11 protein-coding genes, 2 pseudogenes and 1 riboswitch are annotated in these 14,681 nt (G+C 72.0%); of the genes and pseudogenes, 5 read left to right on the forward strand and 8 right to left on the reverse strand.

Annotation, left to right across the window (positions count from 1 at the left end):
- Together ASG04_RS01075 and ASG04_RS01080 are read right to left on the reverse strand one after the other, a co-directional pair.
- Positions 1–991, reverse strand: a 991-nt coding sequence (locus ASG04_RS01075; protein WP_235515387.1) for a LacI family DNA-binding transcriptional regulator, incomplete at its 3' end; no start/stop codon positions are given.
- Complete coding sequence (locus tag ASG04_RS01080) at positions 970–3,030, reverse strand: aldo/keto reductase (RefSeq protein WP_056119003.1); 2,061 nt, start codon at positions 3,028–3,030, stop codon at positions 970–972. The genes ASG04_RS01080 and ASG04_RS01075, both read right to left, overlap by 22 nt.
- A 193-nt stretch (positions 3,031–3,223) precedes the next feature.
- On the opposite strand from ASG04_RS01080, the gene ASG04_RS01085 reads away from it, so the two are divergent.
- The 5 genes from ASG04_RS01085 (at position 3,224) to ASG04_RS17235 (ending at position 7,333) form a co-directional block, all read left to right on the forward strand.
- Positions 3,224–4,534: an ABC transporter substrate-binding protein gene (locus ASG04_RS01085; protein WP_235515388.1), complete on the forward strand. Its 1,311-nt coding sequence runs from the start codon at positions 3,224–3,226 to the stop codon at positions 4,532–4,534.
- On the forward strand, positions 4,531–5,574 hold the full coding sequence (locus tag ASG04_RS01090; protein ID WP_082517703.1) for a carbohydrate ABC transporter permease: 1,044 nt from the start codon (positions 4,531–4,533) through the stop codon (positions 5,572–5,574). The genes ASG04_RS01085 and ASG04_RS01090 overlap by 4 nt, the downstream gene beginning before the upstream one ends.
- A complete protein-coding gene (locus tag ASG04_RS01095; RefSeq protein WP_082517704.1) occupies positions 5,571–6,488 on the forward strand; it encodes a carbohydrate ABC transporter permease in 918 nt (305 codons plus the stop codon). Before ASG04_RS01090 ends, ASG04_RS01095 begins: the two co-directional genes overlap by 4 nt.
- Before the next feature lie 58 nt (positions 6,489–6,546).
- The gene (locus ASG04_RS01100; RefSeq protein WP_056119006.1) at positions 6,547–7,095 is read left to right on the forward strand and encodes a TetR/AcrR family transcriptional regulator; all 549 of its coding nucleotides are present in this window, start codon (positions 6,547–6,549) and stop codon (positions 7,093–7,095) included.
- Between the two features lie 67 nt (positions 7,096–7,162).
- Positions 7,163–7,333 carry a hypothetical protein gene (locus ASG04_RS17235; protein ID WP_156463469.1) on the forward strand — a complete coding sequence of 57 codons (171 nt, stop codon included), beginning with the start codon at positions 7,163–7,165 and terminating at the stop codon, positions 7,331–7,333.
- A gap of 248 nt (positions 7,334–7,581) precedes the next feature.
- Here ASG04_RS17235 and ribH read toward each other — a convergent pair whose 3' ends face one another.
- The 6 genes and pseudogenes from ribH to ASG04_RS01130 all read right to left on the reverse strand — a co-directional run.
- On the reverse strand, positions 7,582–8,064 hold the full coding sequence (ribH, locus tag ASG04_RS01105) for a 6,7-dimethyl-8-ribityllumazine synthase (RefSeq protein ID WP_056119009.1): 483 nt from the start codon (positions 8,062–8,064) through the stop codon (positions 7,582–7,584).
- A 41-nt stretch (positions 8,065–8,105) separates the two neighbouring features.
- Positions 8,106–8,804 (reverse strand): annotated as a pseudogene (gene ribB / locus ASG04_RS01110) (3,4-dihydroxy-2-butanone-4-phosphate synthase); the annotation flags it as partial.
- Positions 8,804–9,448 carry a riboflavin synthase gene (locus ASG04_RS01115; protein WP_056119011.1) on the reverse strand — a complete coding sequence of 215 codons (645 nt, stop codon included), beginning with the start codon at positions 9,446–9,448 and terminating at the stop codon, positions 8,804–8,806. The gene ASG04_RS01115 and the pseudogene ribB, both read right to left, overlap by 1 nt.
- Before the next feature lie 108 nt (positions 9,449–9,556).
- A riboswitch (FMN riboswitch) is annotated at positions 9,557–9,691 on the reverse strand.
- Positions 9,692–9,767: 76 nt separating this feature from the next.
- Positions 9,768–12,191: a bifunctional lysylphosphatidylglycerol flippase/synthetase MprF gene (locus tag ASG04_RS01120; protein ID WP_056119016.1), complete on the reverse strand. Its 2,424-nt coding sequence runs from the start codon at positions 12,189–12,191 to the stop codon at positions 9,768–9,770.
- A complete protein-coding gene (locus tag ASG04_RS01125; RefSeq protein ID WP_056119018.1) occupies positions 12,188–13,516 on the reverse strand; it encodes an alpha/beta hydrolase in 1,329 nt (442 codons plus the stop codon). The genes ASG04_RS01120 and ASG04_RS01125 overlap by 4 nt, the downstream gene beginning before the upstream one ends.
- 186 nt (positions 13,517–13,702) lie before the next feature.
- A pseudogene (locus tag ASG04_RS01130) lies at positions 13,703–14,681 on the reverse strand (hypothetical protein); the annotation flags it as partial.

Below are 14,681 nucleotides of genomic sequence, written 5' to 3' on the forward strand. Positions count from 1 at the left end.
CGTGCCGCGGCAGCTCGCCCGCGAGCATCCCGAGCGCCAGGTCGAGCGCTTCGCGCGCGACGGCGTCCAGGTCGACCGCCAGGGTCGTGAGCGTCGGCGTGACGAGCGTGCCGAGCGGCAGCCCGTCGACGCCGACCACGCGGACGTCTCCGGGGACGTCGACCCCGGCACGACGACAGGCGGAGAGCACGCCGAGTGCCATCACGTCGTTGAAGGCGAGGATCGCGTCGAGACGACCGCGGCGGTGGAGGATCCGCTCGGTCTCCGCTGCGCCGCACTCCGCGGTGCCGTGCGCACCGTGCACGATCCGGGGCAGGTAGCCGCGCCGCCGGAGGGCGTCGAGCATGAGCACGCCGCGCGCACTCGTCTGGTCCGGCGGGGAGTTGTCGAGCACCACCGGGTGCCGCACGCCGGTGGCGACGAGGTGGTCGGCGAGGACCTCGACCGCGTCGGCGGGATCGATCCACACCGCGCCCGTCGGGGGTTCCGACGCCGGGTCGAGCTCGACCATGGGGACGGTGCCGAGCACCTCGTGCCAGCGCTCGCGACGCGAGCCGAAGTACCCGATCACGACGTCGGTCTGGGCGCCGAGCGCCGCGACCATCCGGTCCGCGTCACTCACCAGGTCGACGTCGGCCAGCATGACGTTCCACCCCTGTTCCGCCGCGAGCCCGACCACCGCGGCGGCGAGCTGCGGCGTGTACGGGTTCCGGAGGTCGTTCACCACGAGCCCGAGCTGGTGGTCGCCGCCCGTGACGAGCCCGCGGCCGAAGCGCGAGGGTCGGTAGTGCAGGACCGCCGCCGCGGACAGGACGCGCTCCTTGGTGCTCGCGCTGATGCCGGGCATGCCGTTCATCGCGCGCGTGACGGTCTGCCGGGACACCCCCGCGGCCGCGGCGACGTCGATGATCGTCGCCCGGCCGGCGGGAGCGTGCCCCGGTCCGGACCCGGGGTCGCTGGCCGGGTCGGTCAGTCGCGGAGGTCCAGCCATGCCACCTGTTCGGGAGTGAGGTCGACGGAGAGGCCCGTCATGGAGGACCGGGCTTCGGCGATCGTACGCGGTCCGAAGAGCGGGAACGTCGGGAACGGCTGGTTGAGCACGTAGGCCAGGGCGATCGCCGTCGCGGGCACGCCGAACTGCTCGCCGAGTTCGCGGGCACGACGCAGGCGCTCGAAGTTGTCGTCCGAGTAGTAGCAGCGCACGAGCTCGGCGTCGCTGGTGTCCTCGGGCTTCGCGCGTCCGGTGAAGAACCCGCGCGCCTGGGACGACCAGGGCAGCAGCGGGACCTGGCGCTCCTCGAGCCAGGCCTTCGAGGCGGGGTCCGTCGCGTGTCGGCAGCCCGCCCACGGGACGTCGTACGCCTCGGCCAGGCCGAAGTGGTTGCTCAGGACCTCGAACTCGTGCTTGCCGTTCGCGCGGGCGTAGGAGTTCGCCTCGTCGAAGCGCGCCAGGCTCCAGTTCGACCCGCCGTACACGCGGATGCGACCCGCGCGACGGTGCTCGTCGAGGACGTCGACGAACTCCCCCACCGGGATGTCCTCGTTGTCGCGGTGCATCATGTAGATGTCCGCGTAGTCGGTGCCCTGGCGCTCGAGGCTCTCGAGCAGCTGACGGCTCAGGGACTCGGGGTCGCAGTAGGGGGTGTGGGCGCCCTTGGTGATGACGACCACGTCCTCGCGGAGTCCGCGGTTCTGGATCCACTTCCCGAGGCGCCCCTCGAGCACGCCGCCGCCGTAGATGTAGCCCGTGTCGAACACGTTGCCGCCGCGCTCGACGAACAGGTCGAAGATCGCGCTGGCGTGCGCCAGGTCAGGCTGGTTGTCGACGCCCATCACCAGGCGCGACAGGCGCTTGCCGACGCCGGGGATCTCGCCGTACCGCATCGTGTTGTCGACCTGCACGGTGAGCGGACGACCGCTGACCGTGGGGATGACGGCGGTCTCGGCCTCGAACGGGTACCGCAGCCCGATCGCGGCGCGCCACCGGTCGAGCGTGCGGGCGGTGGCGAGCGACTCGTCGAGGGTGTGCTCTGGCGCGTCGACCCGGCCCGCCGCGAGGGCCGCGGTCGTGGCGTCGGCCTCGAGCGCGTACGGCGCCGCACCGGCGAAGGACAGCGTGCGCGGGTCCTCGTCGACGGTGCTGATCTGGATCGTCGGGTCGTCGCTCAGGGTCCACGGGTCGGTCAGCCTGATGCGCCCGGTCGTGCCGTACACGGTGACGACGTTGTCGTCCTGCACCCGGACGCCCGTCCGGACGCTCGCGGTGATCGTTCCGGGGCCGCTCGCGCCACCGCGGTACGTCAGGGCAGCGCTCGTCCACTCGTCGACACCCGTCGGGCCGAGCGAGCCGGTCGCGGTGAGCTCGGTCGGTTCGGCGACCGCGACACCGGTGGCTGCCTGGACGACCGCGGCGGCCATCGTGACCGGGTAGCCGCCGACGTCGAGGATGCCGCCGCCGGCCGTCTCGACGTCGAACAGGCGGCCGGTGCGGGACCCGGCACGGAACGCGAACGACGCGTCGACGTGGGTGACGTCACCGATCGCGCCCTGGCGGACGAGGTCGAGCAGGGCAGCGGTCTGGGGGTGGAAGCGGTACATGTACGCCTCGACGAGCGGCAGGCCGGCCTGGCGCGCCGCGTCGACGAGCGCCATGGCGGTGCCGTGGTTCGGGGCGAGCGGCTTCTCGCAGAGCACGGCCTTGCCGGCGTCGAGCGCGGCGAGCACGAGGTGCGCGTGGCCGGTGTGCACGGTCGAGACGTACACGGCGTCGACGTCCGGGTCGGCGAGGACCTGCTCGTAGGTGCGCGCGGCGACGTCGGTGAAGCCGTGCTCGACGGCGTCGTCCGCGAATGCCTGGGCGCGCTCGGCGGACGAGCTCCCCGCGGCGACCAGGGTGGCTCCGGCGGTGCTCGCGGGCAGCTGGGAGAGGAAGCGGCGGGCGATGCTGCCCGGTCCGAGGACGGCCCAGCCGGGCGTGTCGTGGGCGGCGGCGGTGGGGGTGCCGGCGGTGGTCGCGGTCTGCGCTGACATGCGGATCCTGTTCGTCTCGTGAACCTTCACGGTCCTTCGGGGTCGTGACGACGGTATCGCCGCGATCCGCCCGCTGCAACGGCTCCGGTGCTTGACACGGCGTGTCGCGCAGGCAATGCTCTGCTCCAGTTCCGTGAGCGTTCACGGTCGAACGCGCACGGCACCCGATCTCAACGACGAGAGCAGGTCTCCAGTGACAGCAGCACCATCGATCAGTCTGAGCCGGCGGGGGTTCCTCGCCGGTGCAGGTGCCCTCGGGGCACTCGCCAGCACCGCACTCCTGGCCGGGTGCTCGAGCGGCACCGCCATCTCCAAGGACCCCGACGAACTGGTGCTCTGGTACTGGAACCGGTCGCTCGACCCGAAGTTCCTGCAGCAGGCGGCCCGCGGCATCGACGGCCACCGACCGATGCGGCTGCGTCCCGACCTGATCGGCGGCGCGGCGTACGACACGAAGTTCCGCACGGCGCTCGCGGGCAAGGCGTTCATCCCCGACGTGCTCATGGTCAACTCGAACTGCTGGCTGTACTTCCCCGACGAGGACCTGTTCACCGACTTCGACGCCCACGGCGGGAAGGCGAAGTCGAGCGACTACTACGACTGGAAGCTCTCGCTCGGACGGACCCCGACCGGACGCCAGTGCTTCTGGCCGGTCGACACGGGGCCGACCGCCTTCTTCTACCGGCAGGACGTGCTGGCGAAGGCCGACCTCCCGACGGACCCCGACGAGGTGTCTGCGGCGATCAGCACCTGGGACGACTTCCGCCGGTTCGGTGCGACGCTCCGCAAGAAGGCCGGCGTCGCGACGGTGATCACCGCGAACCAGCTCTTCAACCAGTACGTGTACGCCAGCCCCACACGGTACTTCGACCGCGACGACCGGCCGGTCTTCGAGCGGGACGACAGCAGCATCCGGAAGGCGTGGGAGAACGCCGTGGCGTGCGCGAAGTCCGGGGTCACGGGCAACCTGCAGTCCGGTACCGACCAGAACGCCGGATGGGTGTCGGGCCGCGTCGCCGGGCAGATCGAGGGCGCCTGGTGGACGCAGGTCATCCACGACACCGCACCCGACTCCTCCGGGCAGTGGCGGATCGCCCGCCAGCCCGAGCGGCCCGGCAACAGCGGCGGCTCGTTCCTGACGGTCCCGAAGACCTCGAAGGACCCCGCTGCCGCGGTGGCCTTCGCACAGTGGATCACCTCGCCCGAGGTCCAGTCGCACACGTACAACGACATCCAGCTGTTCCCGTCGACGCCGTCGTCGTTCGACAACGGTCTGATGCGCAAGCCAGGGGACTTCTTCGGGGACCAGGACCCGCTGACGTTCTTCAGCGACACCGCGATGGACGTCCCCGTGACGTACATCTCGAACAACGAACGGTTCATCGGCGCCTTCGCGACCGAGATCACCAACGTCGAAGCGGCCGGCAAGGACCCGGACCGCGCGTGGCAGGACGCCGTCGACCAGACCAACCGTGTCCTCGAGAAGCGTGGGGTCGGCGCATGAGCACGAAGCAGGCACCACCGACCACGAGCATCCCGGCGGTCGTCGGGACCCCCACGGCGTCGATCACCACGGCGGCCTCCGGGAAGCGCCTGGGACTGCGGAGGTTCTGGCCGCAGTACGTCGCGATCGCGCCGTTCTACGTGCTGTTCCTGGTGTTCGGGCTGTTCCCGATCGTCTTCTCGATCGTGCTGTCCTTCACGGACTGGGACGGCATCGGGGCACCGGCGTGGGTCGGGTTCGCGCAGTACGAGTACCTGCTCGGCGACCCGCGGTTCTGGAACGCCGTCGGCAACACGTTCCTGATCTGGGTGATGTCGACGATCCCGATGCTCTTCCTGGCACTCGTGCTGGCGTTCCTGCTGCACGGCAACATCCGTGCGAAGGGCTTCTACCGGGTGGCGTTCTTCATCCCGAACGTCACGAGCATGGTCGCGATGGCGATCGTGTTCGGCTCGGTGTTCTCCGACGGCTTCGGCCTGGTGAACGCCGCGCTCCGAACGCTCGGGGCCGACCCGGTCGGATGGCTGTCGTCGTACTGGGGCATCAAGGTGACGATCTCCGTGATGGTCATCTGGCGCTGGACGGGCTACAACGCGATCATCTACCTGGCCGGGCTGCAGTCGATCCCGACCGAGCTCTACGACGCCGCGAAGGTCGACGGTGCGAACACCTGGCAGATCTTCTCCCGCATCACGGTCCCGCTGCTCCGGCCGGTGATCCTCTTCACGTTGATCACGTCGACCATCGGCGGACTCGGGCTCTTCACGGAGCCGCAGATCCTGTTCAACGGCGGTTCGGTCGGCGGACCGGACGAGGCGGGCATGACGATCGTGCTGTACCAGTACGAACAGGCGTTCAACCAGTTCGACTTCGGGTACGGGTCCGCGATCGCCTGGGTCCTGTTCCTGTTCTCCGTGGTCTTCGCGATCATCAACTGGCGCCTACTCAGTGAGCGGGACGGCCTGAAGACACCACGGCGCCTGCGCACCGCGCGCACGGTCCGCCCCGTCCGCTCGACCACGAAGGGGGTCGACGCATGACCGCGACACAGCCGACCACGACCACGACGAACACGGCGGCCGCCCTCGGCCGCCCCGGTGCCGCTGCCGACGACCCGCACCGCGGGTTCCGGCGCGGCTGGGTCGGGACGCTCGTGACACACGTCTGCCTGGTGGTCGGCGTCGTGCTCTCGATCTTCCCGTTCTGGTGGCTGCTCGTCATGTCCACGTCGACGAACGCGCAGATCTTCGGCTACCCGCCGTCGCTGTGGTTCGGCAGCAACGCGCTGGCGAACGTCGCCTCGGTGTTCGCCAACGTGGACATGCTCCGCGCACTGCTGAACACGGTGATCGTCGCCGGGTCCACCGCCGTGCTGGTGATGCTGTTCGACTCGCTCGCCGCGTTCGCGTTCGCCAAGTACGAGTTCCCGTTCAAGCGGTCGCTCTTCACGGTGATGCTCGCGACGTTCCTGGTGCCCGGCAGCCTGTCCCTGGTGCCGAGCTTCGTGCTGATGTCGCACCTCGGGTGGATCGGCGGACTGCAGGCCCTGATCGTGCCGGGAGCGGCGAACGCCTTCGGCATCTTCCTGCTCCGCCAGTTCGCCACCGGCTCGATCCCGAACGAGATCATCGACTCCGCGCGGGTCGACGGGGCCGGCTTCTTCCGGACCTGGTGGTCGATCGCGGTGCCGATGCTGCGCGGCGGTCTGGCGTTCCTCGGGATCTTCACGTTCATCACCGCGTGGAACGACTACGTCTGGCCGCTGATCGTGCTGATCGACCCGAAGGGCCAGACGCTGCAGGTGGCGCTCGCCGGGCTCAGCTCGGTGAACGCGACCGACCTGGGGGCCGTCATGGCGGGCGCGGTGATCAGCGTGTTCCCGCTGATCGGCGTGTTCATCATCGGGTCGCGGCACTTCATCGCGAACATCGCGGCCGGTGCCCTGAAGGGCTGAGTCCGCGGGCGGCGGGGCGGTACCGTCCCGCCACCCGTGACTCTCTAGACTCCCCCTCATGGCAAGTGCTCGCGACCGCGTCCTCGACAGCTTCGTCGCCATCGTGTGCGCGGAGGGTGAGCGTCCCGCGACCCTCGACGCCGTCGCCGCGCGGGCCGGCGTCTCCAAGGGCGGGCTGCTCTACCACTTCGGGTCGAAGGCCGCCCTGGTCGAGGGGCTCTGCGACCGGCTCGCCGACCTGTCCGCCGCCGACGTGGACCGGATGCGCGACGCCGAGGACGGCCCCGCTCGCTACTTCGTCCGCAACTGCCAGTTCGTCGGCAGCGAGCTCGACCTCGCACTGCTGGCCGCCAGTCGCCTGCAGCAGGCCGGCTACGACGAGGCGGGGCGCACCCTCGACGAGACCGAGAACGCCTGGCTCGCGACGCTGGTGGACGCGCTCGGCGACGTGCCGACGGCGCAGGCGATCAAGCTCATGGGCGACGGGCTGTACCACGCGGCGTCCCTCGGCGCGGCGAGTGCCGGCCGCCCCGACCGGGCGAGCGTCGACATGGAACCCCTGCTCATGGTGGTCGACCGTCTGGTGTCCGCCCGGCCCGGGGCGTGAACCCGGACGTCGGCACCTGGGGATAGACTGGCGGCGTTCCACCCGCCTGACTTCCGGAGGTACCACCGTGGGCCGCGTCATCGCTGCTGTCTTCTCGATCCTGCTGCTCGTGGTCTCCATGTACCTGTTCGGCGTGGCCTTCCAGGTCGCCTCGGGTCAGGCCTTCGTCTTCATGGGCGGCGTGCTCCTCATGTCGCTCTCGTTCTTCCTGCCGATCCACGTGTTCGGCAAGCGGTAGTCACACCGCACGCACAACGGCCCCGCACCGATCGGTGCGGGGCCGTTCTGCGTACCGGGTCTTCCGCGTGCGGTCGTCGTTCGCTTCGCACTCCCTGACGAACATCGCGCCCCGAGGGATCGGGGCGCGATGTCGGCGACGGGGTGCGATGTCGGCGACGGGACACGACGCATCGAGCGCACCGAGGGCACCGAGGGCTCCGAGGGCACCGAGCGTCCGGGCGGCGCCGACCCTCCGGTCCGCCGCCGTCAGACGACGGGGACCGCCACGGTCCGGAGCAGCACGGCGGTCGACACGACGGCGTGCGCGGCCTCGGCCCCCTTGTCCTCCTTCGAGCCGGGCAGGCCCGCGCGGTCGATCCCCTGCTGCTCGTCGTCGAGGGTGAGCACGCCGAAGCCGACGGGCTTGCCGGTGTCGATCGCGACGCGGGTCAGCCCATCGGTCGCCGCCGACGACACGTACTCGAAGTGCGGGGTGCCGCCGCGGATGATGACCCCGAGCGCCACCACCGCGTCGTACCCGGCGCCGAGGGCCGCCTTCGCGACGACGGGGAGCTCGAAGCTGCCCGGCACGGGCAGCACGGTGGCCTGGGCACCGAGGCGCTCGACCTCGCGTCGGGCACCGGCCAACAGCCCGGCCGCGATCGTCTCGTGCCACTGCCCGGCGACGATCGCCACCCGGATCCCGCTGCCGTCGACCTGGTCGCGCTCGGCTGCTCCTGCTCCGCTCATCGTTCGGTTCCTTCCGTGGGCGCGACGTCCGTCGCCGCCCGGTCTGCCGCGTCGAGCCACTCGACGAGTGCGGCGATGGTGATGACGGGCACGTCGGCGCGTGCCCCGAGTTCGACGAGCCGCGGCAGCCGCATCATGCTGCCGTCCTCGTCGACGATCTCGCAGATCGCGGCGGCGGGGCGCAACCCCGCGGCCGTGACGAGCTCGATCGCGGCTTCGGTGTGCCCGGCGCGTTCGCGCACCCCGCCGGGGCGGGCCCGCAGCGGCACGACGTGGCCGGGCCGGTGCAGGTCGTCGCGCACCGAGGCCGGGTCGGCGAGCACCCGGAGCGTGCGGGCGCGGTCGTGGGCGCTGATGCCCGTGGTCACGCCGACCGCGGCGTCGACGGTGACCGTGTAGGCGGTGCCCCGGACGTCCTCGTTGTGCGCCACCATCGGCGGCAGGTCGAGGGCGTCGGCGATCTCGGCGCTGACCGGGGCGCAGATGAACCCGGACGAGTGCGCGACGGTCCACGCGATCCACTCGGGCGTCGCGAGCTCGGCGGACAGGATGACGTCGCCCTCGTTCTCGCGGTGCTCGTCGTCGGCGACGATGACGGGTCGACCCGCCGCGATGGCGGCGACGGCCGCGTCGATCGTCGACAGACCGCGGACGGCCGCCGGGCCGTCGGCCGGACTGGAGGCCCGCCCCGCGTCCGCAGCGCCGGCCACGTCGGTCAGGTGTCCGGTCTCGGTGCCCATCACCGGGCCTCCAGACCGACCGCCTGCGCCGCGGCGTCGAGCCGGAGCATGCGACGGACGTGGCGGGCGAGGACGTCGGTCTCGACGTTGACCCGGTCACCGGGGACGCGGTCGCCCAGGGTGGTGGCCGCGAGGGTCTCGGGGATCAGGCTGACCTCGAACCAGGCGTCGGACGGGTCGGTCGTCTCGGGTGAGACGGCGCTGACGGTGAGCGAGACGCCGTCGAGCGCGACCGAGCCCTTGTCGACCACGAGCGGGCTGAGCTCGGGCGTCAGGGCGAAGCGGACCCGGCGCCAGCCGTCGCCGTCCGCGGTCTCGAGCACGGTCGCGGTGCCGTCGACGTGGCCCTGGACGATGTGGCCGCCCAGTCGGTCCCCGACCGATGCCGCACGCTCGAGGTTGACGGGGTCACCGACCCGCAGCGACCCGTGTGCGCTCATGTCGAGCGTCTGCTTCATGACGAAGGCGGTGAAGGACTCGGGGGTCTGCCCGACGACGGTCAGGCAGACGCCGCTGGTCGCGATCGAGTCGCCGTGGCTGGCGTCGGCCACGACCAGGGGGCCGCGGATGGTGAGCGCGACGGAGTCGCCGTGCTGCTCGACGGCGGTGACCGTGCCGAGTTCCTCGATGATGCCGGTGAACACTGGTGCCCTTCCTACGGGACTCCGGGTGTGCACGACGGTCGTCGGCGGAGCGGACGGGTGCACCGCGGCCACGGACCTGCGGGGTCCGGGCATGGTGGTGCCGTCCGCCAGCGCATCCTTCCATCCGGACTCTCACCGTCGGTCCCGGAGTTCACACCGGGTCAGCATCGGTCGGGCGTGGACCCGTCGTCAGCTCGTGGACTGTCACCACCGGTTCGGACTTGCACCGACCCCGGAGCGCTTGCGTACCCCAGACGATACCGCAGCACCCCGACACCCGCGCCCGGTGTGGTCATGCGCCGTCACGCGCCAGCGAGGGTCAGCCGCGTCCGCGTGCCAGGGCCAGGGTCTGCCGGAGCGACAGGTCGGGGAGGTAGGCGCGGACGACCGCGACGCCGATGGCGGGCAGCGCGACCGCGTCCGGGTACGCCAGCACCAGGGGGTGCAGGTCGGGGCCGAACTTCAGCTTGAACCGCAGCAGCGACCGGAAGCCGTACACGGGCTCGAGCACGCCGCCGACCAGGTCGAGCAGGCTCTGCACACCGTCGCCGGACGGAGCCGCCCCCGGCGCCTGGGCGAGCGGCGCGGCGGACAGGCTCAGTTTCTCGGCACCGTCCTCGCGCATCCGGTCCGCGGCACTCGCCACCAGGAACTCCATCACGCCGTTCGGGGCCGCGTTCGTGCGGCGCATCACGTCGAGCGTCCACCCGACGACCCGGCCCTCGCGGTACGACGGCAGCCAGCTGGTGACGGCGAGGACGGTGCCCTCGGCGTCCTGCGCCACGAGGGTGCGGACGTCGGGGTCGCGCATCTCGTCGACGCCACCGAGGGTGAACCCCATCTCCGGCAGCTCGCGTTCGGAGACCCACTCCTCGGAGATCGCCTCGATCTGTCGGGTGGTGGCGGTCGGCAGCTCGTGCCAGGCGGACCACGTGGCGGTGATCCCCTCGCGCGCGGCCTTGTTGACCGCGGTGCGGACGTCCTGCTTCTTCTTGCCGCTCGTCGTCCACGGGCGCGGGTCGAAGTCGGCGTCCTCGGCGACGGGCAGGGTGCTCCAGCCGACGGCACGGAGCGGCACCGCAACGGCGTCGTCCACGCCGTAGAACACCGGGGTCCAGCCGTTGTCGTCGCAGTGCCGGGCGAAGGCGGCGAGCGCCGGGGTCCTGGCGTCCTCGTACCCGAACGGCCCGCCGAGGGTCACCGCGACCCCGCCGTTCCTCCGGTAGGCGATCCCGGCGCGGCCGTCGTCGGCGAACCAGTACGTGTTGCCCTGCCAGGTGGTCATCCACCCGAACGTGTCCCCGCCGCCGGCCTTGAGCAGGGCTCGGGCCCGCTCGCGGTCCGCCCGGGTGCCGTCGGGGTCGAGGTCCAGCGGAGCCGCTCCGGTCGGGCGGACCGCGGCGATCGCGACGACGAACCAGAGGACCGGGCCCGCGATCGCGAGCGAGAACCGCAGTCCGGCGCCCATCGTCGGCAGGTGGTCCCAGAAGGTGGTCGGCGAGATCGGCCCGAGGGCGGCGACCGCGATCCCCAGCGGGTCGGCCACCCGGGTCGGCGAGGCGTCGGCGACGACGAGCAGCACGGCGACCAGGACCGCGGCCGTCCCGAGCACGACCGCCGCGAACCCGATCAGGCGTCGGCGGGTGGGGAGCACAGTGAACGACCGACGCAGGACGACCAGCACCACGGCCGTCGCGAGCGGCACCAGGACCGAGGCGACGATCGAGAGCGTGACGATGAACTGGTCCTCGGTACCGTGCAGTCGTTCGATGCGCCCGGGGACCGCCGTGTAGGTCACCGCTGCGGCGATCGCCGTCACCAGGTCGACCACGACGACGAGCCACACCGCGAACCGGCTGCCGCGGAACAGCCCGAGCCCGCCGACGACCAGGACCAGCAGGGGCGGGACGGCGAGCAGGAGCGTCCACGGGTCGGTCGCCCGGTACGCGAGCAGGTGGCGCAGGCACTCCCCCGCGACCCCGTCCGCGCGGCAGCCGGACACCGGGGTGACGGGACCGGTGCCGACCACGGCGGCGATCGGTGCGAGCAGGCCGACGCGTGCGCGGGAGACGAGCGCGATGACCGGGCCGACGGCGGAGACGAGCACGACGGTGCCGAGCAGGACCCGGATCTCGCGGTGCGAGCTGCGCGTCCACCCGACCCGCTTCGGGGTCCGCCGCAGCACCTCGCCGAGGATCCAGCCGGTCGCCGCGGCCAGCACGGCGTACAGGTCCGACGCGTGTCCGGCGTACAGGAACAGCGCCGCGACGACGGCGAGGGTGTTCACGCGGATGCGCCGGCGCCAGAGCGGTCCCGCGAACGCGCTGGCGGTGGCGATCGTCCCCACGATCGCCGTCCAGGGGTCGAAGCTCGTCGCCCGCCCGAGCAGCAGCGCCCCGGCGTTCCGTCCGTCCAGGTCGATGAAGGCGCTGAGCGCGCCCAGGCCGGTCCCGACGACGGTCGTCACGACGAAGGCGGCGGCCGTCCGCCTCGATCCCATCAACCGTTCGGAGGCCCCCACCAGGACCACGACGCCGGCGAGCGTCAGGAGGAGCGCGAGCACCCCCGTCGAGGCCGCGAAGACCCGGAACGGTCCGAGGTCCTGCGGACCGTTCGGCGCGTGGGCGAGACGCATCACGACCCCCACGACGGTGGTCAGCAGGACCAGCACCGTGATCGTGACCGTCACCGGGGCGCGTCGGGCCGAGCGGAGCGCCGTCGACCCGAGGTCGCGCGGGCTCACAGCGCGCCGTCCTGCGCCGGCAGGCCGAGGTGAGCGATGACCAGCGGGAGTCCGTGGGCGAGCACGTACCGGACGGTGTTCCAGTCGTGTGCCGAACCCGGTGAGACCAGGACGTCGGTCTGCATGCCCGCCTGTTCGGCGGCGGAGCGGAGTCGCGCGGTCGTTGCTCGGTACGGGGCGTCGTCCTGGCCGAAGCCGAAGACGGTGAGGTGGTCGTGGTACGGCGCGTTGCGGTGCATGATCGCGATCGGGGCGGCCGCGGCGTACGCGGCACGGTCTCCGTGGAACGCCACCTGGGCCGAGTGCTGCGCCGAGCCGGTGAACGGCGCGATCTCGCTGGAGATCGCGAGCGCCGAACCGAACACGCCGGGGTGCTCCGCCGAGAACTGCATCGCGCAGGTCGCCCCCTCGGAGAACCCGTCGACGCCCCAGGCCGACGGCCCGGACGCGACGTCGAGGTGCTTCTCGATCCAGTGCACGGTGTCCGTCATGACGTAGGTCGCGCTGCGTCCGAGCTGCCGTGAGTCCAGGCACATCGGGTTGCGGTTCGGGGCCCCGAGCTGGTCCGGCGCGACGACGATGGGCGCCAGGCCCCGGTGCGCAGCTGCATAGGCGTCAAGGTACCGGCCCATGCCACCCGCCTGGAACATGTCGGACGGCTGACCGGGCTGACCGGAGAACGTCACGAGCACGGGCAGGGTCGGCGGGTCCTTCGTCAGCGCTGCCGGCGGGAACCAGACGACGGCCTTGCGGGCGTGGAAGTGGGACACCGTCCCGGGGATGCGGAACGACATCGCCTTGCCCTCGCGGGGCATGCCGGCCGGTGCGGTCCACGTCGCGGCGTCGACGACCGTCGCGCCCGGCGCTGCGGCGTGCTGGTGTCCGAGCGTGCCGTCCGGGTAGGGGTTCGTCGTGATGGCCTGGTCGATCGTGCGGTACGCCCCGAAGTCCACGTTCACCCCGAGGCCCGCCGCCAGCACCATGGTGGCCATCGCCGTGACCGCGAGCACCCGACGCCCCCACGCCCGTCCGCCGAGCCCGCCCTGCACCAGCACGACCAGGGCGAGCGCGATGCCGGCGAACGCCAGAGCGACCCACATCCGTGTGACCGGGGTGAACGCGACGCCGAACTCGTCGCGGACGTCGCCGAACCACCAGACGGCGAGCAGCCCGACAGCGGCACCGACGACGACGGCGACCACCCGCAGCACCAGCCCCCGACGCCGACCGAGGAGCGTCCAGAGGGTCAGCAGCGCCGCCAGGACGTCGACGGGGACGAGCACCTGGGGGGTGACGATCGGCACGCGGAGCAGTTCGGTGAACACGGGTTCATCGTCCTGCCGAGCGGCTGCCGAGGGGCTGCCGAGGCGCTTCCGCTGTTCACAGCATCGGCATCAACCACACCCAGACGTCATACGGATCGTTCCCAGGTTGCCCTCCGCACTTCCCCGGGTACGCAGTGGCACGCCTCTGAGGGGCACCGGCGGACCGGTGCCCCTCGGAGTCGGTGGTCAGTGCCGGCGTCGGAGGACGAGCGTCCCGGCACCGGCGAGGAGCAGCAGCAGCGCGAACCCCAGGGGCACGGCGGGCGAGGTCGCCCCCGTGTACGCCAGGGTCGACGGGGTGGTGCCCGACGTCGCAGCGGCGGCGGCGACCGGGACGGTGGGGACCGTGCGGGCCGTCGTGGCGGTCGGTGCCGTGGCGACGGTGGCGACCGTGCCGGTGGTCACGACGCCGATCGGCGCGGTCGTCCCGCCGTCGATCGGGGTCGTCGTGGAGCCGGGCGTGGTCCCGTCACCGGGATCGGTCCCGTCACCGGGGGTCGTCCCGTCACCGGGGGTCGTCCCGTCACCAGGGTCGGTCCCGTCACCGGGGGTCGTCCCGTCACCGGGGGTCGTCCCGTCACCAGGGGTCGTGGTGGTGCTGGTGCTGGTGCCGTCACCGACGATGCCGATGCCGTTCCCGCCGATGGTGATCGGGATGCCGATCACCGGCGCGACCTGGGTGCCCGAGAGCAGCCCGCCGTCGCCGGTGGTCGTGCTGCCGGTGCCGGTACCGGTGCCCGTCGTGCCGGTACCCGTGCCGGAACCCGTCGAGGAACCGGTCGAGGTGCCGTCACCGACGATGCCGATGCCGTTCCCGCCGATCGTCACCGGGATCGAGACCACCGGGACGACCTGCGTCCCGGATGCGACCCCGTCGGAACCGGTCGTTGCCGGACCCGACGTGCCGGCACCGGGCGTACCCGTCGTACCGGTGCCGGTCGAGGAACCGGTCGAGGTGCCGTCACCGACGATGCCGATGCCGTTGCCCGACACCGTCACCGGGATCGAGACCACCGGGACGACCTGCGTCCCGGATGCGATCCCGTCGGAACCGGTCGTGGTCGCACCCGACGTGCCGGAGCTCGCGCCGGCCGAGCCGGTGCCGGTCGAGGAACCGGTCGAGGTCCCGTCACCGAGCAGCCCGATGCCGTTGCCCGACACCGTC

It is taken from the genome of Curtobacterium sp. Leaf183, assembly GCF_001424385.1.
GTDB lineage: Bacteria > Actinomycetota > Actinomycetes > Actinomycetales > Microbacteriaceae > Curtobacterium.